A 24,614-nucleotide genomic window follows, 5' to 3' on the forward strand; every position below is an offset into this window, starting at 1 on the left:
CGAAAAAAATGCATTTGGACAAAACGTGCGTCAATTAAACGGCGCGAGATGCCGTAATAGTTCAGCAAAACCTTCCCAAATTTATTTATTAGGTTTGGTTTTGCACTTTTGTTAACCACTGCTCCAATACTTGCTGTAGTTTCAGAGATTCCACCGGCTTTGAGATAAAGTCATTCATGCCTGAATCAAGACATTTCTCACGATCACCCTGCATAGTGTTGGCTGTCATGGCAATAATAGGAATTGAGCGGTCGCGCACTTTTGATTGTGGATCTCGAACCCTACGGGTAGCCTCAAAACCATCCATCACCGGCATTTGACAGTCCATCAATACTAAGTCGAAGGGGAAGTTTTCTAGGGCTCTCAGGGCTTCTTCACCGTTAGCGGCCACGTCAGATTGAATTCCAAATTGTTCCAGCATTGACTGGGCGACCATCTGGTTGATGGCATTGTCTTCAACCACTAAAATTCGAGCTTTAAACTGTGGCGTCTGGCGAGCACTATATTCATTGAGTATGGGCGCATCATCTGTTGTGATTTTTGCTACTTGTAATAATGTGTTGTACAAAACGGCTTGATCGACTGGTTTATTAAGATAAGCGTTAAACCCTGCGGCTTTTAGTTTTTTTGTATCGCCACGTTTTCCTTGAGATGTAAGCATGACTAAGTGTGTGTTGGATAGGGCCGGATTATTTTTGATTTTTTTCCCCAATTGTACGCCATCCATATCCGGCATCTGCATATCGATTATAGCAATGTCATAAGGTTGCTGCTCTGCTGCTGCGGCGTTGAGGCTTTCAAGCGCCACTTGGGCACTCTCGTCCAAAGTGTGTTCGACATGCCAATTAGTCAATAAATGCCCAAGCAAAGTGCGGTTGGTCAAGTTGTCATCTACCACTAAAATCTTTTGTCCTCTTAAGTCCGCCATAGAAAAGGTGGTTGCAGAAGCCTCTACATTTTCAAGATCTAGAGTGAACCAGAACGTAGAGCCTTTACCTAGGGTGCTCTTAATGCCAATTTCGCCTCCCATTAAGTCTACTAACTGTTTGCTAATAGCGAGGCCTAGCCCAGTACCACCATGACGGCGGGTTGTCGAGCCATCAGCTTGACTGAAACGCTCAAATAGACCAGTTTGTTGTTCTTCACTGAGACCAATGCCGGTATCAGATACTTCAATGAGCACTTTGCTACGTGTCTCATTCTTTTGCTGCACATGATAATAAACTGCAACTTCACCTTGTTCGGTAAACTTGATGGCATTGCCAACCAAATTATTGAGGATTTGTCGTATTCTACCCGGATCAGCGCTGAAACACTGATTTTGTATCGGATTAGCAGGACAGATTAACTCCAGACCTTTTTCGTGGGCCCGCATCGCAATACTGCTTCCAAATTCGTTCATGAGCAAATCCATATCAAAATCTATTGACTCCATTTCCAACATTCCTGCTTCTACTTTAGAAAAATCCAGAATGTCATTGATAATGGAAAGTAATGACTTGGCGCTGCTTTTGACTATTTTAGCGAAGTTGTGCTGTTCCGGATTCAGCGGGGTGTCCAATAATAAGTTGGTCATGCCTATCACTCCGTTCATCGGGGTGCGGATTTCGTGACTCATATTAGCGAGAAATTCACTTTTGGCCAGATTGGCTTGCTCGGCCGTGTGTTTGGCTTCATTCAATGCAGCTTCAACTTGTTGGCGCTCAGTGCTATCGCGGATGATGCCAACAAAACGTTTCGTATTGTCGATAGCCAGTTCACTTACCCCGAGTTCCATTGGGAAGGTAGAACCATCCTTTCGTTTACCAATAACGACGCGTGCAATCCCGATAAGCTTTTTTTCACCTGTTTTAATATGATGCCGCAGATAATCATCATGTTCTCTGTAATAAGGCTCAGGCATTAAAATTTTAACATTCTTCCCAATTACTTCCTGTTCGCTATAGCCAAATATTTTCATTGCTGCTGGGTTAAATGATTCGATAATACCGCGTTCATCAATGGTAATAATTCCATCCACAATATTATCAATAACTGCAGAAAGTCGCTTGGTTTGTGAGGCAACTTCGTTTTTTAGTTGCGTTGTCGTCTGTTGCTGATTTTTAACAAACGAATTGATGCCTTGGTATAAAGTAAGAATTTCATCATTAACTGAAGCTGTATCGAGACGTACTGCCAAATCGCCGCCCTGGAAGCGTTCATACACTGCAGCCATAGTAACTATTGGAGTTAAGATTTTTCGAGAAACAAACCAAATAATAAATACAATTGCCAATATGCCTATAAATAGACTGAACAAAAGCAAATTTTGCAGGGAGTCTGTGATCTCAGTAAATACGAGGCCTTCTGGAATATGGAAAGTCAGTACCCAATAATTAGTTCTATCTTGAGGTGAGTAAAATATTTTCTGAAAACCTTCCAGTTCTTTCTCGCTTTGGTCATAACGTATGAAAGAATCCTGAGAAAGAATGGTCTTAGCCATTTTAGGCTCATCGTTACTCAATTTGTTGTCAACACCGAGATCAAACCCAAAAGTTTTAGACACATCGGAATGTTTAATATAGAAACCATGGTTGTCAACAATACTTCGTTGAATACCATTGTGCTCAGAAATAATACCTGCAAAAAGTTGTTCTGTAGATAAATTTAATACCATTAACCCAGCTATTTTTTCGTCTTTTGCGAATACTGGAGTCGCAATTCTTAATACAGGCAGGTGTGGGATCTGGATCTCGCCGTGCTCTCGGTTTAGACTGACATTAGAATAATAGGTTTCTCCATGTCGTAATTTAAGGGTTTCTATGACATAAGGTGAATCCGCTTTATTCTGTAAATCATTCAATGCAACTTCAATTGGCCCGCCAGACATACTGCGTTGAACTCTTACCATTTCATCTCCAGTTGCACTAATAAATCTCAATTGCTGGTATTCAGTATGGTTGGTTATAAATGCCTTCATTATGACGCTTAGGCGTTGCCGCCATTGTTCTAAAGTTGCTCCGCTTAAGGGATCAATGTCATTGTTGGCACGAGTTCTTATGATGGCTTGGATAGGTGGAGTATCGCGCAGTGATTGTAGGTTTTGATGGTGATTTTTCAAAGCCAATTCTATTGCCTGTTTAAGCACGAATGACTTACTTTGCTCCAACTCAAGCACTGTAGTTTCGGCAAGGTGTCTTGACTGCCAGTTACTGGTAAAGCTGATAACAACCAATGCAATAGCAATCAGTCCGCCCAATACTAGAGTCGTCTTAGCCCTAAGCCCAAACTTAAAATTTTTTGTCATTGTAAAAGTCCTAGATCATTTTCGGGCAGTAAATGGGAATGCATAACTGTATCATCAGTTTTATACAACCCATGATATAAGTGAAAGCATTATACAAGCAAGGCAGAAGTGTTTGGATAATTTGATATGTTCCGTACCTAAACTATAGGATTTTTCTGAAGTTTTTTGACATATCTGTAAGCGACCCTTAAGTTAAAGTTCAAATTATGTTCTTGGACCACTAATAATTTGCACAAGTTTTCCATTGTGAAATACGAGTGTCTTCGATAGTTTCCCTCTACCTTAATCATAAATATATTGCTTAGCATTAACGTATTCATTGTCGACTTTGATATATCCAATATCTTCTTCATATGAGGGAGTTCCGCACTTATCTTTAACTTCAAAAGTACTATAGCCAACCATAACCACTTTGCTATGACATCTAAAACTATCGGCCTTAACGGTTGCAGAACAAGTAAGAAAAAGAATGAGTATGTTAAGTTTTACTAATTTATAAATATTTTTCATAGAGTTAGTGGACATCAACTAATTAGATGAATGTTTTTTGAAGGTCTTTCATCTTTTATTTAATTTCCTTTCTTTAAACGTTAACTACTAACGAATGACAATATTGAAACTATAAAATTGGTGGCCAAGAGCTGTACAGTAAGGAAGCGTTGTCAAAAACATCTATAGATGACTCTAAACGCAATAGTTGTCTCTAGATATTAACCTTTGTTTAAGTTAATAAAAAACCGGCTTACGCCGGTTTCAATTTAATCTTTTAAAAGCTAGAAGATTAAGACTTAGCAGGACGTCCAGCTTGCTTACGTAAGTTTTCAGTCAATAACTTCTTACGAATACGTATACTTTCAGGAGTCACTTCTACTAACTCATCGTTATCGATGAATTCAAGTGCTTGTTCCAACGACATATTAACAGGCGGTACTAAGCTTTGTGCTTCATCGGTACCAGATGCACGTACGTTAGTTAACTGCTTACCTTTAAGAGCGTTTACAGTTAAGTCATTCTCACGAGAGTGGATACCTATTACCATGCCTTCGTATACTTCAACACCGTGACCGATAAACAAACGTCCACGACTTTGTAAGTTAAACAATGCGTTAGTCAAAGCTTTACCTGTTGCGTTGGCAATCAATACACCGCTCTTACGTTGACCAATTTCGCCGCCTTTGTGCGGACCGTAGTGATCAAATGTGTGGTACATCAAACCAGAACCTGAAGTCATAGTCATAAAGTCAGTTTGGAAACCAATCAAACCTCGGCTTGGGATCATGAAATCCATACGGATTCGGCCTTTACCATCAGGTGACATATTGGTTAACTCACCTTTACGGGTACCAATTTGTTCCATAACCGAGCCCTGATGTTCTTCTTCAACATCGATGGTTACTGACTCAAAAGGTTCGTGAGTTTGTCCATCAACTTCTTTCAAAATAACTTCTGGACGTGACACTGCTAACTCATAACCTTCACGACGCATATTTTCAATCAATATACCTAAGTGTAATTCACCACGACCCGATACACGGAATTTGTCTGGATCAGGCATTTCTTCTACTTTAAGCGCTACGTTGTGCACTAATTCATTATGCAAACGTTCTAGAATATTACGCGAAGTAACATATTTACCTTCTTTACCGGCGAAAGGTGAATTGTTTACTTGGAAGGTCATTGTTACTGTTGGTTCATCTACAGACAATGCTGGTAATGCTTCTACAGTACTAGGGTCACATATGGTATCGGAAATCTTAAGTTCACCTAGACCCGTAATTGCGATGATATCTCCGGCATCTGCTGCGTCTACTTCGTGACGAGCTAGGCCTAAATAACCTTGAACTTGGCCTACTTTGCCATTTCTAGTTTTACCATCAGCACCAATAATAGTGACTTGTTGGTTAGGCTTAACAGAACCTCGGGTAATTCGACCAATACCAATTACACCCACATAAGAGTTGTAATCTAGCTGTGAAATTTGCATTTGAAATGTACCATTGATGTCAGCGGCTGGTGGCTTAACGTGTTCAATGATCGTTTCAAACAAAGGAGTCATAGTGTCGCTTTCTACATCTAAATCGTTGGTTGCCCAACCATTAATAGCCGATGCATATACAACTTGAAAATCAAGTTGGTCATCTGTTGCACCTAAGTTATCGAATAAATCGAATACTTGATCCATTACCCAATCAGGACGAGCGCCAGGTTTGTCGATTTTATTGATGACCACTATAGGTTTCAAACCTTGAGCGAAAGCTTTTTGCGTCACAAAGCGAGTTTGTGGCATTGGGCCTTCTTGTGCGTCAACCAATAATAATACTGAATCAGCCATAGACATGACTCGTTCTACTTCTCCACCAAAGTCGGCGTGTCCAGGAGTGTCTACTATATTGATGCGGTACTCGTTCCATTTTATTGCAGTGTTTTTTGCAAGAATGGTGATGCCACGCTCTTTTTCAATATCGTTTGAGTCCATCACACGCTCTTCGGCTTCGCCGCGGCTTTCTAAGGTGCCAGACTGTTGTAATAGCTTATCAACTAGGGTGGTTTTACCGTGGTCAACGTGCGCTATTATGGCTATGTTCCTCAAATTTTCGATTGAGGTGGTTGATGAACTCATTGTCTTTTCTCTGTTAGGGCCAAGTATTCTTCATTTTGGAATGGTTTTTCGCCAATCTGCCAATGAAATACACAGCTAAAATTTACTGAAATTTATTGGGCGCGGATTGTACAGTTTTATCCTACGTTTAGCGAACTTCAAATGCATTTTGCCGTAAATAAAAGATAGCGCAGCATTTCTCTAACGTTACGTTAACATTAGGAAGTTAAAATGAAGCATTAAAGTGCGGTTGAGCTGTAATGGTGCGTGTATGCATTAGTTTGGTGCGTTTGTTGATGTTTTTTTCGTTTACTCTATGCTAAAAAAACATAAACAAAAGGCATTCCAAACACTTAGGTATGTGGCATGATTATCGCAATGTTTTGGCACGTTTTAGAATTTGGAGTGAGTTGACTCCGAGTAACGCATTTATACTTTTAAACTGGAGGACACCATGTCAGCACAAAAGGCCTTTGACCTTATTAAAGAAACCGAAGCTAAATTTGTAGATTTACGTTTTACTGATACTAAAGGTAAAGAACAACACGTTTCTATTCCCACTCATCAAGTTACCGAAGACTTTTTCGAAGAAGGTAAAATGTTTGATGGCTCTTCAATTCTTGGCTGGAAGGGCATTAACGAATCAGACATGATCTTAATGCCAGACGGCGACACTGCTGTTCTTGACCCATTTGCCGAAGAAGCACAAGTTAATATCCGTTGTGATATTTTAGAGCCAATGACAATGCAAGGTTATGATCGCGATCCGCGTTCTGTTGCCCGCCGTGCCGAAGAATATTTGAAATCAACAGGTATCGGTGACACTGCGTTTTTTGGTCCTGAGCCAGAGTTTTTCTTATTTGACGACGTACGTTTTCACACTGATATGTCGGGTTCAATGTTTAAAATTGATTCGAGTGAAGCTAAGTGGAACTCAGGTGCGGAGTTTGAAGACGGTAACATGGCACACCGCCCAGGCGTTAAAGGCGGTTACTTCCCGGTTCCTCCTGTCGATTCTGCCCATGATACCCGCGCCGCAATGTGTATGGTTATGGAAGAAATGGGGTTAACTGTTGAAGCGCATCACCACGAAGTTGCTACTGCAGGCCAAAACGAAATTGCTTGTCTTTTCAATACGTTAGTTAAGAAAGCTGATGAAGTACAAATCTATAAGTATGTGGTACATAACGTTGCCCATGCATACGGACAAACCGCTACTTTTATGCCTAAGCCAATTGTTGGAGACAATGGTTCAGGTATGCATGTGCATCAGTCTATTTCTAAAGATGGTAAAAACATCTTTGCAGGTGACAAGTATGCCGGTATGTCTGAGGAAGCTTTGTTCTATATTGGCGGAATCATTAAACATGCTCGTGCAATTAACGCTTTCACTAATGCTTCTACTAACTCTTACAAGCGTTTAGTGCCTGGATTCGAAGCACCTGTAATGTTGGCTTATTCTGCTCGTAACCGTTCTGCATCTATTCGTATTCCTTTTGTGACTAGCGATAGAGCTCGTCGTATTGAAGTGCGTTTCCCTGACCCAACTGGCAACCCATACCTAGCATTTACTGCTATGTTGATGGCTGGTCTTGATGGGATTAAGAACAAAATCCACCCTGGTGATTCAATGGATAAAGACTTGTATGACTTGCCTGCTGAAGAAGCCGCAGCCATTCCACAAGTATGTAGTTCATTTGAGCAAGCACTAGAAGCACTTAACAATGACAGAGAGTTTTTAACTGCCGGTGGTGTAATGACAGATGACTCGATAGATGCGTATATCGCTCTTAAGAGTGAAGAAGTACAGCTATTGAATATGTCAACTCACCCAGTTGAGTTCGACATGTACTACAGCGTTTAATATCAGTGATTTAATAACTATTTCACTTAGTTATTAAATTAGATAACAAGCCCGCATTTGCGGGCTTTTTTTTACTTGAAATAACGCTACACTTGGATTTACTGGTTTGTGACCTAAGTGTCGCTGATGATTGGAGTAGAAACCTGCTATGAAATTTGCCGCGATTGTATTGTTATTTCTACTGTGTATTAGCGCCTCTGCGCAGGTTATTTATAAAACTGTAAAGGCTGATGGAACCGCAGTTTACAGTGATATACGCAGCGATGGAGCAGTACCTGTTAATTTATCGGCAATGAATACTGTTGTAGTACCTTCGCTAAATAACCCGTCAAACCCTACTGCTAGTCACAATAAGCCCGTATCTAAATCAAAACCGGTTGTTCAATACGTGGTGTCTATCCGTTCGCCTTTGGATGAGGAAACGTTGCGTGATAATTCAGGTGCCGTCACAATTAATGTTGATGTATCGCCAAAAAAATCAGGTAAGTTTGAATTAATACTTGATAATCAAATAGTTAAAACTCAATCAAACAATCAATTTCAACTTGAATCCGTCGAACGTGGCGCCCACACTATTCAAGTTAATTTTCTCGACAACTCAGGCAAGATCCTTGCATCGTCTAAGTCGCAGACCTTTTATCTGCATAAAGCTTCTGCTCTGATCAATGCTAACTAGTGCAAATTAAAGATTTAGCAAAAAATAGTACCAATATCAAAGCAGCTAAATAATACTTTGCACTATATGAGTGCGTAAAATGTTGAGTTTATGTCTGAATCCGTTACTACAGAAAATTTGCTAGATAACCTATCTACAGCGGTCGTTATACTGGATGGCAATTTGATTGTGCAATATGCTAATCATGCTGCTCAGGGGGTATTTGAGCGTAGTTTGAATTTACTTATTGGTTATTCAGTTAATCAGTTTATTACCTCTTCTAGCTTGGACTTCGATCGCTTTCAAAATGCTATGCAATTTGGCGAAGTGTATTCCGATAGTGAAGTCACCTTCAAGTTTACTGATGGAAGGCACACCCAAGCTGATGTATCTGTTACCAGTATTTTGGAAAATCAAGATAAACGATTATTAGTCGAAATTAGATTGGTTGAACAACAGAAAAAAATCAGTCAGGAAAACCATCAATGGGCACAACAGCAGGCTGCTAGAGAGTTAGTCCGTGGTTTAGCCCACGAAATTAAAAACCCTTTGGGTGGAATTCGAGGGGCAGCACAGTTATTAGGAAAACAATTACCTAATGAAGAATTAAAAGAATTTACCCAAGTCATTATTGAACAATCCGATAGATTAACTAATTTAGTTGATCGTTTGTTAGGGCCCAATCTTCGCCCCAATTTTGATTGGCACAACGTGCATCAAGTGCTCGAAAAAGTCTGTACGTTAGTGCGACTGGATCCAAGTCATAATATTTCCATTATAAGAGATTACGATCCTAGTATCCCTGATGTGTATCTTGATCAAGACATGCTGCAGCAAGCTACGTTAAATATAGTGCGTAATAGTGTGCAAGTGTTATCAGAAAACCCAGACATTATCGGCGAGATCAATGTGGTCACTCGGATAGAGAGACAGGTGATTATTCATGGTGAATGTTCGCCTCTATGCGTGAAAATTCAAATTATTGACAATGGCCCTGGCATACCAGCCGAACTTAAAAACACGTTGTTTTATCCTATGGTGACGGGTAAAAAAGAAGGCAGTGGATTAGGTCTATCTATATCGCAAACCTTAATTGGGCACCACAGAGGAAAAATTGAAGTGGATAGTTGGCCTGGCAGAACAGAATTTACTTTATATATACCTATTGAAAAAAAGGATCCCCAGACATGAGTGCAGAACCCGTATGGATAGTCGATGACGACAGCTCGATTCGCTGGGTATTACAAAAAGCGTTACAAGCGGCGAATATCCCTTGTTTTAGTTTTGAAAACCCCGAAGATTTGTTGTTACAGTTAGAAACGTCGCAACCTCCTGAAGTGATAGTGTCAGATATACGCATGCCACAAATGGATGGCATGGTATTATTAAACGAAGTGCATAAGCGCTTTGCTAATATACCTGTGATCATTATGACCGCTCACTCAGACTTAGACAGTGCGGTTAACGCCTATCAAAGTGGTGCATTTGAATATCTGCCGAAACCTTTCGATATAGATGAAGCGGTCAACCTAGTGCAGCGAGCGTTAACACATGCCCGTGAACAATCCAGCAAAAATCAACAGCCTGAACAAATAAAAGCTACTGAAATTATTGGTGAAGCACCGGCAATGCAAGAGGTGTTTAGAGCGGTGGGACGTTTATCTCGTTCTAGTATCAGTGTCTTGATCAATGGTCAGTCGGGTACAGGTAAAGAGCTAGTGGCCCATGCATTACATCGTCATAGCCCCCGTTCAGACAATACTTTTATTGCCCTTAACATGGCTGCTATACCCGCAGACTTAATTGAGTCTGAATTGTTTGGCCATGAAAAAGGTGCGTTTACTGGTGCTCAAGCTGCAAGACAAGGGCGCTTTGAGCAAGCCAACGGCGGCACACTGTTTTTAGATGAAATCGGGGATATGCCTTTAGATGTTCAAACTAGGTTGTTAAGAGTTTTGGCTGATGGGCAATTTTACCGAGTCGGGGGGCATAATCCAGTTTCAGTTGATGTACGTATTATCGCTGCGACCCACCAAAATTTGGAACTGCGGGTGTCTGAAGGTAAGTTCAGAGAAGATTTATATCACAGATTAAACGTGATCCGAATCCATATTCCGACCCTTAGCGAAAGACGTGAAGATATCCCTCTGCTGGCTGGCCATTTTTTACAAAAGGCGGCAGCAGAACTAGCGGTAGAAGTTAAATCTCTGAGTAAAGAGACTAAAAAAATTCTATCTAACCTGCCTTGGCCCGGTAATGTTCGGCAGCTTGAAAACATGTGTCGCTGGCTAACAGTCATGGCTAGCGGGCAAGAAGTTTTGCCGCACGATTTGCCTCCAGAAATTAATCAACAACCTGTATCAGTAGAGAAAACGGCTCAGTCTGGAGATTGGCAAACACTATTAGCCAGTTGGGCTGATCTACAATTGCAATCGGGGCACAACAATATTCTAGATGATGCCATTATGAGCTTTGAGAAAATTTTGTTAGAAAGAGCTTTGCACTACACCCATGGACATAAGCAGGACGCAGCTAAACGTTTGGGTTGGGGCAGAAATACTCTGACCCGAAAATTAAAAGAACTGAATATGTAATACGCTAACCAATTGGCTTTGCTATTGTTTCGGGCAACAATAGCATGGCTATTGGTTAAAGCGTTCGCTACAAGACTTGAACAATACTACTGCTTATCTGGCTCGCTCACTGGTTAATAATGCGGCCATACCTGTATTGAAAGCCTGCATCCATTTAGTTGAAAACTGCCCTTTGGCGATACGGTTAATTTCGATAACCGCCTTTTTCTTGGGGCGTTTTGTGTGGCTCTGATGTGCCCGAGCGTGTGTAATGGCGTCAAAGGTATCTAAAATGGCTAATAACTTGGCGCCTTCGCAAATATCATTTTCCTTAATTCCTAGTGGATAGCCACTGCCGTCGATACGCTCATGATGTTGCATTACAATTTTTCGTGCTTCATTCCATTGCGTGAGGTTTTCTAACAAGCGTGCACTTTTATACACATGTGAACGCATTAAATTAAATTCGACTTCTTGAAGTTTTTCTTGTTTGTGTAGCACTGCAATTGGCATAAAGGCCATGCCAAAATCATGCATATAACAGGCTACTGCTAGCTGAACTTCGTTAATAGGCGAACCTGCTATTTTATTGATATAACCGGCTAGTTTCGCAATTCTATCGCCGCGGCCATCCCAATACTTAGAGCGTTTTTCTATGGGTTTCATCAATTCTCTAAAAAATACTAAATCTTCCCTCTCTTCGTTGCTAATGGATTTTGGTATGCCTGTTGTCGCAATACTGACCGGCGCCTCAGAAGCTGTGGTTTCATTGGATAATTCATGCTCTTGGCCAGTATCAAAACTCGGATCTAATAAGACCACAGCTTTGGCTAGCAAATGTTCATGCTGGGGGCCATTTTCTGGCGTAATACGTTGAATGGCGGTAACCAATTGTTCAAACAATTGTTTGTCATATTCAGCTTGCCCAGTTTGAATGCAGCTTTGAACAAACACTTTCACTTTGTCCATTATCAGTAGCACTAAGTCACTCATGTTACTGGTATATTGAATTTGCCCTTTACGCAGGTAGTCGAGCAATTCTTCAGCGTACTGTAGCAGCGGGATAAGGGGAGAGAAGTTCACTAAGCCTAAGTCACCCTTAATGGTATGGATAGAACGGAACAATGAACGTTGTAATTCGTTATCTTCCGGCTTCAACTCTAATTCAATTAAGGTTTGTTCGCTGGCTTCATAAAGCTCGTTAATTTCTTCCAAAAGGTCTGTGAGAATGTCTTCATCGAGTTCTTCATGTTTAAACATTTGCATAGAGTGAATGGCCTTAATGATTGAAAGAATTTATTGTTTTTTTAAGTATCGGCTAAATACAAATTTTATTCATTTATTTATGCAGCAAAAAGAACAACCTATTATGTAACTAAGTAAATCAACGACCATAATTGTTTTAGGAAACAGTTAAAATGAGTATACTCAGCGCCCATTTCACTGGTTAGGGTATGCCTTGTTAGCGTTACTACGCATTATTGCGATATTCTTTTATTTTTTGCTGATCAATTTGTTATTGATTTTGGTGTGTGTGTTGCGGCCTTTTCACCGTGACAACGTTCACGCTGCCGGTGTGTTGTATAGTTCTGTTTCTTCTTTATTAGGATTAAAACTTGAAGTACGAGTCCCTGATAGTGTTAAACAAGGAGGGCCTTATGTCTTTATTGCCAACCACCAAAATAGTTTTGACTTACTAACTATATGCGCCGCAGCGCAAAAAGGCACAGTAACTGTTGGTAAAAAAAGTCTCATATGGATCCCAATAATAGGGCAAGTGTATTGGCTAACGGGAAACATTATGATCGACAGGAAACACTCAGGTCGAGCACATGATACTTTACAAGACACAGTACAAAAAATTCAAAAAAGGCGCTTATCTGTGTGGTTTTTCCCTGAAGGAACACGCAGCAATGGTCGTGGCTTGTTGCCTTTTAAAACCGGCGCATTTCGAATCGCTAAAGCGACTAACGAACCCATAGTAATGGTGACAGCCAGTAGTTTACATAACAAAATAAAATTGAATAGATGGGACAACGGTACGTTAGTGATACAACTGTCTGAGCCAGAATTCATCAATGAAACTCAGTCGGTTAAATACAATGCCGAATATTTTCATCGTAAAATGCAGCAACAAATTACACAAATCAATACAGAAGTAGATAACAAAAAAGTCTAACTAACTTGCCCATAGGAGTATTTCATGAATTCACAGCAAACATCCGAATTAGCCGAATGGCATGCATTTAATCAAGAAACAATCGAAGCGTTAATCGAAGATGGTAGTGACGCCAGTAAAGCACATACCATAGAGTATCATTTTGCTAGTGCCGACTTTGAGTTGTTAGAAAAGGCTGCAGTTGATGCCTTTAAAGCAGGTTTCGAAGTAGGAGATGCGGAAGAGTTTGAGTTAGAGGACGGTGAAGAAGTGTTTTGTTTTGATGCCGTTGTTGAGCGTATGTTGGATGTGGATTTAGTTAATCAGGATACCGATAAACTCTTTGCCATTGCCGAAAAGCATGATGTGGATTACGACGGTTGGGGCACATTTTTTATTGAAAAATAGCCACTAATAATAACTACGGCTAAAATTCGAATTTAAGTTCAAAAAGCAAACTATTGACATAAAAGTGTCATTAGTTTGCTAAAAAAGTGTAGTAAAACCATCATCTAAGCGTCAATAAAAGTACATCCCAGTTACACATTGCTCATTCATATTACGCCCCATAAAAATAAATCAACTGGGACTACACATTTAATGAACAGCAAAACACCATCTAAATTAGCTTTATCGATATCCTTAGCGCTGAGTGCCTGTGCGATGACTATGCCAGTGATTGGCGCTGAAGAGTCAGACAAAAACGAAAACTTGGAGTCAATTACAGTAGTAGGCAAAAGTGTGTCGTACGCCAACAATCAAACTTCTGATGAGATGGCGAAGCAACAAAGTAACTTAACGAGTGTGTTAGCCCAAATAGACAACTTACCAGGCGTACTGATAAACGAGGGAGACACTTTTGGCTCAGACGATTGGTCTACTACTGTTTCAATTCGTGGTTTCCAGCTAAGCCTAGACGAACAGCAAATCGGTATTACTATCGATGGGATCGCTAACGGTAATTCTAACTATGGTGGTGGAGCCAAAGCGAATCGTTACATCGACACTGAAAACTTAGCTGCTGTTGAAGTATCACAAGGTACCGGCGACATCGCTTCCCGTTCCAATGAAGCTCTAGGTGGCACTTTAAATTTTACAACTATCGCACCTAACGATGATGAGCAAATGACTTTGAGTTGGTCACAAGGCAACTTTGAAGCACAGAAATTTTTTGCACGTTACGATACAGGTGAAATTGCTAAAGATACTTTTGCTTGGGTGAGTGTTTCAAATAGTCGAAATTCCGATTGGGTTGATCAATCTGCCGAAAATAGACGTGATCATATTGCAGCCAAGGTAGTCAGTCTTTTTGGTGACATTGAAGTCACAGCTTATGGTTCTTGGGATGACACTCATGAAGATAACTACCAACGTGTCAGCCTTGCGCAATTCCAGCAAAACCCAGAATCAGATGGTTTGATTTCTCAGTGGACGGGTATTCCTTACGTTGACCAAGTGTATCGTCAAGGTTGGTCTACTCTGCGAGAGAATCTCTTTGGATATGTGTCTGCCCAATACAAAGGCGACAATATTGACTTGAGCGCCAACGTTTATTATCACGAAAATGAAGGTCGTGGTGACTGGGTACCGCAATATGTTGTTGATGTGAAAGCGGATGGTGACAATGCGCCTCATTCTGAATTAGTGTCTGGCCAAACGGTTAGTGGCGGTTCGGCTTTAGGTCAACTTTTCTTTGTTGATAAAGCGGGCAATGCTCTTAGTCCTGAAGCGGGATGTGAGAGTTCGATTACTTTCCCTTATGGTGGTGCCGGTGCGGTATATGATCCTGCATGTTATTCAGATGGTGCGATACCAGTGGGCTCTTACCGACATACTCATTATGAAAAAGAACGTTTCGGTTTTAATGCTGACTTTACTTGGTACACCAAAATTGGCGACATGGATAACTCCTTACGAGGCGGTGTTTGGTATGAAGACTATAGCCGTAATGAATCTCGCGATTGGCATAAAATTATCGATTCTCGTTCTAGCGCTGAATTTGACCATACCCCATATTGGGTGGAATACGAACGCACGTTCCCAGTAGAAACTACTATGTTGTATTTAGAAGATGAATTGGATTTGGATTTTGCAGTGATACGTTTAGGTGCCAAGAAATTCTTAGTCGATTTAGAGCGTGAAGACAACTTCGACTCTACTAATGGCGCTACGGTATCATCAGATTCTGATGTGTTAATTTCAGCGGGTATAGTGGTGCCAACCCCTGTGGATGGCTTAGAGGCCTTTGCTGGGTATGCAGAAAATTTTGCTGCAATCAAAGACACCGTACTTGAACGCGACGCTTCCACTTTGGATTTAGTGACTCCCGAATCAGCCGAAAACTTAGACTTAGGTCTACGTTATGTGTCGCAAGATATTAATGCGAGTTTAACTTACTACAGTATTAAATTTGATGACCGTTTAACCTTTATTGCACCTGATTCACCTGATGGTATCGATTATCTAATTGGCACTAACGGCAGTTACGTGAACGTAGGTGGGGTTGAATCAAGCGGCATCGAAGCCTCACTATCAGTACGATTAACCGAGACAATCTCTGTTTATGGTGCCTTTACTGCGAACGATTCTGAATACACAGAAGGCTCTATTGGTTACCCAGCTGGAAACACAGTATTTGGTTCAGTCGAAAACATGATAGTGGTGTCGCTAGATTGGCAACAAGATAACCGTTTTGGAGGGCTTTCCTCGAAATGGGTTGACGATCGTTTTATTGATGCTGCCAATACCGCTGTTGCCGATGCTTACTTAGTCACAGACTTGTACGCTGGGATTAGTATCCCTTCTTTAGCTGAAGGGATGGGCGATTTAGAGCTTCGTTTTACAGTCAATAACTTGTTTGATAAGAGTTATTTAGGCGGTATCGCTGGCCAGTCTGCTTGGATTGGCGCACCTCGCACAGCAGCATTCAATGCTACTTTGAAATTTTAAACTTTTACAATAACCAGTTTTCCCTGTGTGTCACTTTTGGGACGGACTTTATGTTCGTCCCTTTTTTTATTTGCGATGAATTAATATGAAATACTTATACGTTTATGTGCTGTTGTATCTAGGATTTTTTAATGCGCCAATAATGGCTGCGGATAACCTGTTAGTAGTGAGTCTCGACGGACTGCGCTGGCAGGAAGTGTTTCGGGGTTATCAAGATGATGTGCTCAACTTAGAAGACTTTGAAGGAAAGAGAGAGGCGATTGAGCAAGAGTTTGCTGGTAATTCGGCACAGGAGAAGCGTCATAAGTTACTGCCATTCTTATGGCAAGTTGTCGCCAAACAGGGCATTTTACTGGGTGACCGAGATAATCATTCATCGATGCAACTCACTAATAATTTATGGTTTTCGTATCCTGGTTATAACGAGTTATTAACAGGTAAAGCGGACCCCAAAATTGACTCTAATCATGCCAGTGATAATGCAAACGTCACCTTTTTAGAGTGGCTAAATAGTCAGTCTGGCTACCAAAATCAAGTGGCTGCATTTGCCAGCTGGGATGTCTTTCCGGCAATTATCAACCGAAAACGCAGCAAAATTCCCATAAACGCAGGGTTTGAGTCAGCCGCTTGGCCTAATTTATCTGAAAAGGCCAAGTGGTTAAATGCGCTACAAAAGGAAATTCCCAGTCCTTGGCACAACGTGCGTTTAGATGCTTTTACTGCTGGTTTTGCACAGGAGTATATTTTGCAATATCAACCTAAAGTGATCTATCTTGCCCTTGGAGAAACTGATGATTTTGCTCACCAGGGTAACTATCCAGAGTACTTGCGTGGAGCCAAAAGAGCGGATCAATTTATTGCCAATATATGGGAGTTATTACAATCCTTAGAGCAGTATCAAGGCAAGACTAACTTAGTGATTACCGTTGATCATGGCCGTGGAAATTCAGCAAAAACTTGGCAACATCATGCAAGTGCTAAAGCGGTAAAGGGGTATTTAAATGGCCTCAATCATTTTGAAAATGGCATACCTGGTGCGGATCAGGTTTGGTTAGCCGCGATGGGACCTGATGTAAAAACTCGCCTAGATACTAAGCAACAACAGAATTTGAGTTTGAATCAGGTTGCGGCTACTGCAATTCAATTGCTCAACCTAGACTATCAGAAATTTTCTGCTGATATTGGACAACCTTTACCTATAGTCAAACAGAGATAAATGATCATGACATATGTCGTAAACAGTATTTTGCTCGTTCTTATATCAATGAGCATTCCGGCCATGGCTAAAGAGGTCTCCGCGACCAAGATTAAAATTTTGTTTGGTTCATGTTTGCATCAAGACAAACCTCAGCCCATTTGGCAGCCAATGAACCAAGAGCAAGCCGATTTGTTTGTTTTGTTGGGTGACAATATTTATGGCGACACCCAAAATATGTCAGAGCTGGAGGGTAAATACGCCAAACAATGGGCCACCGCAGGTATGCAAACTATGTTGGCTAACACCACTACTATTGGTATTTGGGATGATCATGATTTTGGTGAAAACGACGCCGGCGCTGAATACCCACAAAAAGAAGCCTCGCGTCAAATCCTCTTGGATTATTTTAAGGTTCCAAAAAATAGCATAAGGCGCACTAGGGCTGATGGTATTTATACGAGTCATATGTTGACTCAGGATGAGATTCGAGTACAAATTATTCTTCCCGACTTGCGCTGGAATAGAGGCCCCCTTAACTCGGTTTCTAAGCTTGAATATATCAGTAACAAAGCACCCAATAATTTAGGCCCCTATTTACCTCACTCTGATCCCAAAAACACTTTGTTAGGGGATGCTCAATGGCAATGGTTAGAGCAACAATTACAACAACCAGCGGATGTGCGTATATTTGCCAGTAGTATTCAATTATTGCCAGAATTTTCTGGGTGGGAGTCATGGGCAAATTTACCCCATGAAAGGCAAAGATTTTTAGGCTTACTAGATAAATATCAAATTGATAATTTGATTATTGTTAGTGGTGACACCCATTGGAGTGAGTTAAGCCAAATATCCCGACAAAACGGCAAAGCCTTGTGGGAAATGACCACCTCAGGTTTAACTGAAGAGTGGAAGGCCGTAAGCCCGAATACCCATCGTCAAGGGCAAAGCTATAGTAAAGCGAACTACGGGGTAATTGAACTCAATAATAAGCAACTTAGTATGTCCATTAAAGATGTTACAGGCAAAAAGGTCATGACAAAAACACTGTCTTTGGACAAAGGTTAGGGAGTAAAGGTAGACTCAATCATCACACTTTTTTGGGAAACGATGATGAGTATGTTTAAGTTGGGTTTGATGGTGTTAATTGGCTTGAGCCTAGTTAAGGTTCAAGCTAAAGAACATTTAGCTGAATTCTCAATTGCAGGCTCACAAATACGCACTCTTGAGTCTCACGTTGTTAATCAAGAATATCAACTTTTGATTAATACACCGGCAAGTTATGGCGAGTCAGATAAAAGTTATCCCGTCATTTATTTTCTTGATGCGCAATGGGACTTTCCTTTGATGGTGTCTACCTACGGACAATCCTTCTACGATGGTTTTATTCCCGAAGCCATTTTAGTGGGTATTCAATGGGGAGGAGAAAATCCTAATCCAGACGTTTTACGGGCGCGGGACTTCACACCAAGTCATTTGTCATCAGTGCCAAATTCTGGCGGTGCTGAAAAGTTTTTGCAGTTTATCAAACAAGAGCTTATCCCTTTTATGAGCAGTGAATATAGTACTAGCGATGATAGAATTTTGATGGGAAGCTCCTACGGCGGGTTATTTACCTTATACACTTTGTTTACACAGCCCAATTTGTTTAATGGATATGTTCCCACGGCATCGGCCTCTGGTTGGGATAATGATATTTTGTATTCTTATGCAAAAGGGTTGAAGCATAAAAAACTCACTCGGCCCATTAAACTGTATTCTGCAATAGGTGAATTTGATAGCTTAATCTCAGCCTTCGATGATCTTGAAAGTTACTTCAAAACACAACACTTCAAAGATGTGTCATTTAGGTTTGAACGTATAAAGGGGTTGGGCCACGCAAGTGTCAAAGCTGCTGCTAATACTTGGGGGTTACACTATGTGTTTGCGAAAGAGAATGTTGTTTTAAGCAAGCAACAACTGACTCAGTTTGTTGGGCTTTACCGAAGTAAAACAACAAACATTTTAATCGAAGTTTTGCTGCAAAAAGGGCAGTTAATGCTGCAACTCGAATCTAACAAACATTCGCTACTAGCTAGCTCAGTTCAAAAATTTTATCAGCTAGGGGAGCGATTTGAAGTGGTGTTTGATTCATCTGTTGAACCACAAAAATTGTCACTAAGTCGCTTTATGAATGTCGATGAGTTTTTTCGAATTCAAAAATAGTCAATTGAAAGGCGCTGTTTAAAAGCGCCTTTTTTATTCGTCAATAAAGAGTAACTGGAATTAATCGTTACTATGTAAGCTGGCGTTTAGACCACCCCATTTTGAAGAGTCAGCAACTACGGCTTCTACTGCACCTGATTGACTGTTACGACGGAACAATAAACCGTTTAAACCTGATAACTGACGGGCTGCGACAACTTCACCATCTGGGGTAGTGACTTTAGTACCAGCTGTGACGTATAAACCCGCTTCAACGATACAATCATCGCCTAACGAAATACCAATACCCGCGTTTGCGCCCAACATACTATTTTTGCCAATAGCGTTAATTGACTTACCGCCACCAGACAAAGTACCCATAGTTGAAGCTCCGCCACCAATATCAGAGCCATCACCTACTACTACACCCTGTGAAATACGGCCTTCGACCATAGAGCTTCCTAAAGTACCCGCATTAAAGTTCACAAAACCTTCGTGCATAACAGTTGTGCCCGGTGCCAAATGTGCTCCCATACGCACGCGATCAGCGTCACCAATTCTGACACCTTCGGGGATCACATAGTCGACCATTCTTGGAAATTTATCGATAGAAGTAACAGCCAAATGATGAGGTTCTGAGGCAATGAGTTCTCTCAATTCTTCTACCTTATTAGGTAATACTGGTCCAGCTGAAGTCCAAGCCACATTGGTCAATAAACCAAATACCCCTTCAAGGTTGATATTATTGGGCAACACTGCACATTCTGATAGTAAATGCAGACGCAAATAGGCGTCTTCAGCAGATTGCGGTGATGCTGTGATATCAACAGTGATTTCCACAAACTCGCCTTTAATCAAGCCGACTTTGCTGGCTAAGCAATGACGCTCAATTTTTTTGTTACTACGAGGAAACCAAACATCTAAGGTTTTGCCACTTTCGACATCAATATATCGGTGACCATTGCGGGTAATTGTCATTATTAGGTCCTAAAAAAAGAGAATTTGAATATAGTGGGATTATCGCGTGAATTGGATCTGTTCGCAGCCAGTATTTGTTTATAGGTTATGCCATAAGCCCATACTGCCGCGAAATGGATATTTCAGGATGTGCGGTTTTATTGGTTACAACAATATTTTAGGTTTGTCATGTGGGTTCCCTAGCTCCGTAATTTGTTGACTAGTAGGGAAGTCATGTAAGTCTAACTCAACACCTCTGGAGTTGGGGTTAGCACTAGTTTTATCAAAAAAGCAAAAGGTCAAAATTTGTTGAAATGTATTAGTTTGCCATAAATAACAGCGGTCAAAGCCACTGTGCATAAGAGCGTAATCTTGTTCTCCTTTCACCCATTTTGAGCTTCTAGAAATGTTACGCTTTTGAAAATACTCTAAGGCTAAGGGGTGTATCTGATCATTGCTTTGTAGTCTTTTAATAAAACGTTCAAATTTAACTTCTCCATTTTTTTGACCACTTAAATCATAGACTTGCTGCATGGTCATAGGTGTGCCAAATTTATCAATTGCGACACTTAGGCTCTGCTCCCTAATGGGGACTATGCTTAAATAGGCATCTTGCAAGAAATAAGTGGCTGTAACTTGTTTAATAAACCCATTGTATTTATCGAAGTACAATTCCACTTTTTGCTCTAGGCGAGAATCTTCATAGGGCTGGTAAAAACTAAGTTTAATCTTATCGCTACGGGAGCCTCCACGAATACGACCTAACTGCCCACCTTGCTCTTCTAGATTGATGGCTTGTTGTAATATGTTGTCGCCAATTTTAATCCCTTTAATTTCAAGTAAAGCATCGGGCGTTTGAGTCACATCGTGCATGGCCAAAGTACTGGATTTATTAAAGCGTTCTAAACCGCGCAATGTTTCAAATGGGTGAGTTTGAGTTGGCGATTCGGCCCATACTAGTGGCGTTGCCAAGACTGCTACCAATCCACTTATTAACGCAAAACGTTTACCCACAATTAAACTCCTAATTGATTTAACTAATATTTTTAAGCATACCACTGCGAGTGACATAAGGATCAAGTTTGGGTTATCTAACCTAACGCAACACTAATACGTAAGCACTTACATTTTTTAGCTTTTTAAGATTATATAATTTGCTAATGTATAACACGTATCCTTAATCTATATGGAATTGTGTTACTTAATGGCTCATCATTTTCGTTACTTTTTTTTATTTACCTGCTTTGGGTTTATAGCTACTTCATCTAACGCGAAAATTTCTGGCATTTTCTCGCAACAGCAAATTGACGTAAATTTTAATATTGATCAACCGGTTTTAATCGCTGACCTGTTACCCCATGCAGGCAAAGAGTTGGTTGTGGTTGGGATAGATGACCAACAACAGCGGATGTTAGTGATTTATTATTTCGATACCCACAGCGATAGCTATATTGCACAGGACACTATCCAAATTGCTCCTAATGTATTTGCTTATGACGTGGGCGAACCTCTACTTGATGGTTTGCAACGATTATATCTTTTAGACAAAAGCAACGTGTATCGATATGAGCCAGCGCATTTGTCACAAAAATCAACTTGGGTGCAGGCTGAGTCAGTTGCGTCTATGTATATTGGTGATAAACCTGACGCGTTTCAAAAAATGGATTTTGTACGACACATCAATAACGACAGCCTTGACGACATAATTTTGCCACACTTTGAACACCTGAATTTATGGTTATCTGACTGCTGCGGCGCGAGGCATCCACAAACATTACCAATAGCTGCGCGGATTGAAATGGAAGAAGGTGGTGTGGGGTATCATGATCAAAAACTATACTTTCAAGATATGAATGCAGACGGTAAAACGGACCTAGTAACAGTTGAGCAAGGGCAACTCAATGTGTTTGCGCAACAAGATGATATGCGGTTTTCCGACATTGCCACCAAGATAGAAATTAACAATAACATTTATGCCTTGGATTGGTGGGATATCAAAGCTGCAAATGGGCAGAGGATGGACCAAAGCAATATTCAACACAGAGTGGTGAGGAAAATTGAGGATTTGAACGCTGATGGTATTCCTGATATCGCGGTTCAGTTTACTAAAAGTTCTGGGGTTTTAGATAAAATAATCGACTTTGAGTTTTATTACTCCGTGATAGAAAAAGGGAAGTTGAGCTATCCAAATATCGCCAATACTAGTGTTACTTCAACTGAAACTTTGTCTGATCTTGTCGTGTTTGACTCAGATTTGGATGGTAAAAAGGAAGTCTCTGTTTCCTCTTTTGATATCGGAATTTCACAAATTATAGGGGCATTATTATCCGGCAGTATTGACCAAGATGTATTAATTTTTTCGATGGATGAAACGGGACAATATAGTAAAAAACCCATTGTAAGCCAAGAAGTAGAAATGACCTTTAGTTTATCCTCTGGGGCACAGGGGCAGCCTTTAGTTAAAATGATAGATATCAACGGTGACGGGGTTAAAGATATAGTGTATTCAGATAGCGATGATAGGATTCGAGTGTTGTTTGCGACTCCTGACCATAAAAGGCCCTATGCAAAACGCGCCCAAAAACAAAAAATAGCCATGCCTAAAAACCCTTTCGACGCTGCTACTGGTGATATTAACGGCGATGGCAAAACAGATATAGTGTTACATCACGGGTCCGCAGATAGTTCAGAGTTATTAAAACGATTTATAATATTGATGGCCAATTAGCGGGAGATTCATTGAAAGTTGTCGAGACTGTGTTGTTATCAGATATGATTTTTATTCCCTATTTATGTGTAGATTTCCGCTTATACTATTGTTCCCTGTAGGCGCAGGGTCATAGTTTACCTAGCTGAGTGGTTATTTTGATTTTCAGAGGTTTTTCCGCTGTGGTAAACTTTGTAAGCGTGTTAGATATCATTGTGGCGAGTAAACTTGATATCATATTATTTGTGTTTTTAAGGGGTTCAAATCTAGATGATTCGAACGACGTGATAATTCAACCAACAACTAAAACTGTTGGCCTTAGGTTTTAATGAAAATACCAAAAAGATTACAACCACTTGTAGAAGATGGTTTGATAGATGAAGTCCTTTATCAGCTTATGAGCGGTAAAGAAGCCACAGTGTATGCGGTGCAATGCGGAACTGAAATTCGTTGTGCTAAAGTCTATAAAGAGGCAATGAAACGCAGTTTCAAAAAGGCCGCGCAATATCAAGAAGGTCGTAAGGTACGTAATACTCGCCGTGCCAGAGCCATGGAAAAAGGCTCAAAGTTTGGCCGTAAGCAGCAAGAAGATGCATGGCAAAATACTGAAGTTGACGCCTTATTTAAGTTAGCGAAAGCCGGAGTCAGAGTACCAGAACCCTACGGTTGTTATGAAGGGGTGTTATTAATGGAATTAGTAACAGACGACGAGGGGGAAGTCGCCCCCAGACTAAACGACGTATCCATGTCTGCCGAGCAAGCCATCGAAGATCATGCCTTAGTGATGCTTTACGTCATGCGAATGTTGTGTGCGGGACTGGTACATGGCGATTTGTCAGAATTTAACGTATTGGTCGATGACTACGGCCCTGTCATTATTGATTTACCCCAAGTAGTCGATGCCGCTGCAAATAACAATGCCTTTAGCATGTTACAGCGAGACGTTAGAAATATGAATGAGTATTACGGACAGTACGCCCCTGAATTAACAAAAACGTTTTATGCAGAAGAAATGTGGGCGTTATTCGAGGCCGGTGAATTAACCGTTGATACTGAATTAACCGGACAATATTTGCAGCCAGAAGAAGATGCAGACGTAGATTCGGTATTAGAAGAAATCAAAGCCGCTTTCGCCGAAGAACAAGCCCGCCAAGAAAGAGTCAAAGAAGCCAACGAACCGCTTTAATCAGTTTACACGGCGTAACAAATCGCGAATCTGATGAAGCTTAGAGAGTAATGAGCTAAGCGATTCTAGGGCAAACAATTAAAGACTCACTAAATTTGTTTAATAGGAAGGTGAAAGGCGACTTTTTAAGATACTTCATTATATCTGCGTAAATGATCAGCAATAGGTGAGGGAGTATGTAAATAACTGTTTTGTAGCTCAACTCACATTAAAAATAGCTTATCTCACCAATAACAATACTCTTGAAACTGACCTTAATTTTTCAATAAATTAAGGTCAGTTGGATACATAGAAAGTAATG

At 40.7% G+C, this 24,614-nt stretch carries 18 protein-coding genes; 12 read left to right on the plus strand and 6 right to left on the minus strand.

What is annotated here, in order from left to right; all coding sequences use genetic code 11:
- Window positions 1–88: 88 nt before the first annotated feature.
- From KO534_RS11730 to typA, 3 genes are all read right to left on the minus strand, one after another.
- Window positions 89–3,286: a response regulator gene (locus tag KO534_RS11730; protein WP_215929843.1), complete on the minus strand. Its 3,198-nt coding sequence runs from the start codon at window positions 3,284–3,286 to the stop codon at window positions 89–91.
- Between the two features lie 282 nt (window positions 3,287–3,568).
- On the minus strand, window positions 3,569–3,811 hold the full coding sequence (locus KO534_RS23720; RefSeq protein WP_354667930.1) for a DUF2845 domain-containing protein: 243 nt from the start codon (window positions 3,809–3,811) through the stop codon (window positions 3,569–3,571).
- Between the two features lie 256 nt (window positions 3,812–4,067).
- Window positions 4,068–5,906 carry a translational GTPase TypA gene (typA, locus tag KO534_RS11740; protein ID WP_215929845.1) on the minus strand — a complete coding sequence of 613 codons (1,839 nt, stop codon included), beginning with the start codon at window positions 5,904–5,906 and terminating at the stop codon, window positions 4,068–4,070.
- Between the two features lie 433 nt (window positions 5,907–6,339).
- Here typA and glnA point away from each other — a divergent pair, with 433 nt between their 5' ends.
- The 4 genes from glnA (at window position 6,340) to glnG (ending at window position 10,998) form a co-directional block, all read left to right on the plus strand.
- Complete coding sequence (gene glnA / locus KO534_RS11745; RefSeq protein ID WP_215929846.1) at window positions 6,340–7,749, plus strand: glutamate--ammonia ligase; 1,410 nt, start codon at window positions 6,340–6,342, stop codon at window positions 7,747–7,749.
- 148 nt (window positions 7,750–7,897) lie between these two features.
- Window positions 7,898–8,425 (plus strand): DUF4124 domain-containing protein, encoded by a 528-nt coding sequence (locus KO534_RS11750; RefSeq protein WP_215929847.1) that lies wholly within the window; start codon window positions 7,898–7,900, stop codon window positions 8,423–8,425.
- 90 nt (window positions 8,426–8,515) lie between these two features.
- Window positions 8,516–9,595 carry a nitrogen regulation protein NR(II) gene (glnL, locus tag KO534_RS11755; protein WP_215929848.1) on the plus strand — a complete coding sequence of 360 codons (1,080 nt, stop codon included), beginning with the start codon at window positions 8,516–8,518 and terminating at the stop codon, window positions 9,593–9,595.
- Window positions 9,592–10,998 carry a nitrogen regulation protein NR(I) gene (gene glnG / locus KO534_RS11760; RefSeq protein ID WP_215929849.1) on the plus strand — a complete coding sequence of 469 codons (1,407 nt, stop codon included), beginning with the start codon at window positions 9,592–9,594 and terminating at the stop codon, window positions 10,996–10,998. The genes glnL and glnG overlap by 4 nt, the downstream gene beginning before the upstream one ends.
- A 93-nt stretch (window positions 10,999–11,091) precedes the next feature.
- On the opposite strand, the gene KO534_RS11765 is transcribed toward glnG, so the two are convergent.
- Window positions 11,092–12,243, minus strand: coding sequence for an HD domain-containing phosphohydrolase (locus tag KO534_RS11765; protein ID WP_215929850.1), 1,152 nt, complete (start codon window positions 12,241–12,243; stop codon window positions 11,092–11,094).
- Between the two features lie 193 nt (window positions 12,244–12,436).
- Here KO534_RS11765 and KO534_RS11770 point away from each other — a divergent pair, with 193 nt between their 5' ends.
- From KO534_RS11770 to KO534_RS11795, 6 genes are all read left to right on the plus strand, one after another.
- Window positions 12,437–13,156 carry a 1-acylglycerol-3-phosphate O-acyltransferase gene (locus KO534_RS11770; RefSeq protein WP_215929851.1) on the plus strand — a complete coding sequence of 240 codons (720 nt, stop codon included), beginning with the start codon at window positions 12,437–12,439 and terminating at the stop codon, window positions 13,154–13,156.
- 24 nt (window positions 13,157–13,180) lie between these two features.
- A complete protein-coding gene (rraB, locus tag KO534_RS11775) occupies window positions 13,181–13,543 on the plus strand; it encodes a ribonuclease E inhibitor RraB (protein ID WP_215929852.1) in 363 nt (120 codons plus the stop codon).
- Between the two features lie 192 nt (window positions 13,544–13,735).
- Entirely contained in the window at window positions 13,736–16,084 is a 2,349-nt protein-coding gene (locus KO534_RS11780; protein WP_215929853.1) for a TonB-dependent receptor domain-containing protein, read from the plus strand.
- Between the two features lie 85 nt (window positions 16,085–16,169).
- Window positions 16,170–17,300: an alkaline phosphatase family protein gene (locus tag KO534_RS11785; RefSeq protein ID WP_215929854.1), complete on the plus strand. Its 1,131-nt coding sequence runs from the start codon at window positions 16,170–16,172 to the stop codon at window positions 17,298–17,300.
- A 6-nt stretch (window positions 17,301–17,306) separates the two neighbouring features.
- Complete coding sequence (locus KO534_RS11790; RefSeq protein WP_215929855.1) at window positions 17,307–18,347, plus strand: alkaline phosphatase D family protein; 1,041 nt, start codon at window positions 17,307–17,309, stop codon at window positions 18,345–18,347.
- A 45-nt stretch (window positions 18,348–18,392) separates the two neighbouring features.
- Window positions 18,393–19,484 (plus strand): alpha/beta hydrolase, encoded by a 1,092-nt coding sequence (locus KO534_RS11795; RefSeq protein ID WP_215929856.1) that lies wholly within the window; start codon window positions 18,393–18,395, stop codon window positions 19,482–19,484.
- Window positions 19,485–19,544: 60 nt separating this feature from the next.
- Here KO534_RS11795 and KO534_RS11800 read toward each other — a convergent pair whose 3' ends face one another.
- A complete protein-coding gene (locus KO534_RS11800) occupies window positions 19,545–20,441 on the minus strand; it encodes a DapH/DapD/GlmU-related protein (protein WP_215929857.1) in 897 nt (298 codons plus the stop codon).
- A 144-nt stretch (window positions 20,442–20,585) separates the two neighbouring features.
- Window positions 20,586–21,434 (minus strand): hypothetical protein, encoded by an 849-nt coding sequence (locus tag KO534_RS11805; protein ID WP_215929858.1) that lies wholly within the window; start codon window positions 21,432–21,434, stop codon window positions 20,586–20,588.
- Between the two features lie 190 nt (window positions 21,435–21,624).
- Here KO534_RS11805 and KO534_RS11810 point away from each other — a divergent pair, with 190 nt between their 5' ends.
- Together KO534_RS11810 and KO534_RS11815 are read left to right on the plus strand one after the other, a co-directional pair.
- Entirely contained in the window at window positions 21,625–23,148 is a 1,524-nt protein-coding gene (locus KO534_RS11810) for an FG-GAP repeat domain-containing protein (protein WP_215929859.1), read from the plus strand.
- Window positions 23,149–23,455: 307 nt separating this feature from the next.
- Window positions 23,456–24,313 carry a PA4780 family RIO1-like protein kinase gene (locus KO534_RS11815; RefSeq protein ID WP_215929860.1) on the plus strand — a complete coding sequence of 286 codons (858 nt, stop codon included), beginning with the start codon at window positions 23,456–23,458 and terminating at the stop codon, window positions 24,311–24,313.
- Window positions 24,314–24,614 lie beyond the last annotated feature (301 nt).

It is taken from the genome of Paraglaciecola arctica (assembly GCF_018861065.1).
GTDB classification, from domain to species: Bacteria; Pseudomonadota; Gammaproteobacteria; order Enterobacterales; family Alteromonadaceae; genus Paraglaciecola; species Paraglaciecola arctica_B.

What these genes read in the sequence shown, in the direction of transcription:
- KO534_RS11765 (WP_215929850.1), bottom strand. Translation starts at nt 12,243, where the DNA reads ATGCAAATGTTTAAACATGAAGAACTCGATGAAGACATTCTCACAGAC.
- KO534_RS11730 (WP_215929843.1), bottom strand. Translation starts at nt 3,286, where the DNA reads ATGACAAAAAATTTTAAGTTTGGGCTTAGGGCTAAGACGACTCTAGTA.
- KO534_RS11810 (WP_215929859.1), top strand. Translation starts at nt 21,625, where the DNA reads ATGGCTCATCATTTTCGTTACTTTTTTTTATTTACCTGCTTTGGGTTT.
- KO534_RS11785 (WP_215929854.1), top strand. Translation starts at nt 16,170, where the DNA reads ATGAAATACTTATACGTTTATGTGCTGTTGTATCTAGGATTTTTTAAT.
- typA (WP_215929845.1), bottom strand. Translation starts at nt 5,906, where the DNA reads ATGAGTTCATCAACCACCTCAATCGAAAATTTGAGGAACATAGCCATA.
- KO534_RS23720 (WP_354667930.1), bottom strand. Translation starts at nt 3,811, where the DNA reads ATGTCCACTAACTCTATGAAAAATATTTATAAATTAGTAAAACTTAAC.
- glnG (WP_215929849.1), top strand. Translation starts at nt 9,592, where the DNA reads ATGAGTGCAGAACCCGTATGGATAGTCGATGACGACAGCTCGATTCGC.
- glnA (WP_215929846.1), top strand. Translation starts at nt 6,340, where the DNA reads ATGTCAGCACAAAAGGCCTTTGACCTTATTAAAGAAACCGAAGCTAAA.
- KO534_RS11800 (WP_215929857.1), bottom strand. Translation starts at nt 20,441, where the DNA reads ATGACAATTACCCGCAATGGTCACCGATATATTGATGTCGAAAGTGGC.
- KO534_RS11815 (WP_215929860.1), top strand. Translation starts at nt 23,456, where the DNA reads ATGAAAATACCAAAAAGATTACAACCACTTGTAGAAGATGGTTTGATA.
- KO534_RS11750 (WP_215929847.1), top strand. Translation starts at nt 7,898, where the DNA reads ATGAAATTTGCCGCGATTGTATTGTTATTTCTACTGTGTATTAGCGCC.
- KO534_RS11790 (WP_215929855.1), top strand. Translation starts at nt 17,307, where the DNA reads ATGACATATGTCGTAAACAGTATTTTGCTCGTTCTTATATCAATGAGC.
- KO534_RS11795 (WP_215929856.1), top strand. Translation starts at nt 18,393, where the DNA reads ATGAGTATGTTTAAGTTGGGTTTGATGGTGTTAATTGGCTTGAGCCTA.
- glnL (WP_215929848.1), top strand. Translation starts at nt 8,516, where the DNA reads ATGTCTGAATCCGTTACTACAGAAAATTTGCTAGATAACCTATCTACA.
- KO534_RS11780 (WP_215929853.1), top strand. Translation starts at nt 13,736, where the DNA reads ATGAACAGCAAAACACCATCTAAATTAGCTTTATCGATATCCTTAGCG.
- rraB (WP_215929852.1), top strand. Translation starts at nt 13,181, where the DNA reads ATGAATTCACAGCAAACATCCGAATTAGCCGAATGGCATGCATTTAAT.